This window comes from Priestia sp. P5_B4 (assembly GCF_056400385.1).
Genome location: NZ_JBFULJ010001197.1, coordinates 1 through 918, shown reverse-complemented (window position 1 = coordinate 918; position 918 = coordinate 1). Strand labels below are relative to the sequence as shown.

The window sequence follows — 918 nt, the reverse complement described above, 5'->3', positions numbered from 1 at the left end:
TATAATCATTTGCATCTCCAGTTAGATACATAGACATTCCTTTTGGAACAAACGCACCAAAACTTTGTCCTGCTGAGACAGTGAATCGAAGAGTAATCGTATCTTCTGGCAGACCTTTCTCACCGTAACGTTTTGTAACTTCACTTCCCACAATTGTTCCAGCTACACGGTTAATATTAGAAATTGGAAGTTCTAACTCGACTTGATACTTATGCTCGATTGCTTGCTGTACCGCAGGCAAAATCTTTTGCATATCAAGAGATTGGTCAATTTTATGATTTTGAGGTGTTTTAAAGGTGCGTACACCTTCAGCTTGATATAAAAGAGTTGTTAAGTCTAAGTGCTGAGCCTTCCAGTGATTTTTTGCACGTTCGCTAACGCTTAATACATCTGTACGTCCAACCATTTCATCCACTGTTTTAAATCCAAGTTCAGCCATAATTTCGCGCACTTCTTGTGCAACAAATTTCATATAGTTAACGATGTGGTCCGCTTCTCCCAGGAACTTTTTACGAAGCTCTGGATTTTGCGTCGCCACTCCAACTGGGCATGTATCTAAGTGACACGCACGCATCATGATACAGCCTAAAACAATTAAAGGTGCCGTAGCAAAACCAAACTCTTCTGCTCCTAGAAGTGCTGCCATGACTACATCTTTACCCGTCATTAATTTCCCGTCTGTTTCAAGCACTACTTTTTCACGAAGACCGTTTAACATAAGTGTTTGATGAGCTTCTGCTAAGCCAAGTTCCCACGGTAGTCCAGTATGTTTAATACTTGTTTTTGGAGATGCTCCCGTACCTCCGTCGTAACCGCTAATGACAATAACATCCGCTACTCCTTTTGCTACTCCGGCAGCAATCGTTCCTACACCTGCTTTTGAAACGAGCTTGACGCTGATTCGTGCATTTCGTGCAT

The 918-nt window shown here is 41.8% G+C and carries 1 protein-coding gene; it reads right to left on the bottom strand.

Annotation, left to right across the window (positions count from 1 at the left end; all coding sequences use genetic code 11):
- A partial coding sequence (locus tag AC1DRF_RS29910; RefSeq protein WP_477742562.1) for a glutamate synthase-related protein occupies window positions 1–918 on the bottom strand: 918 nt, incomplete at both ends.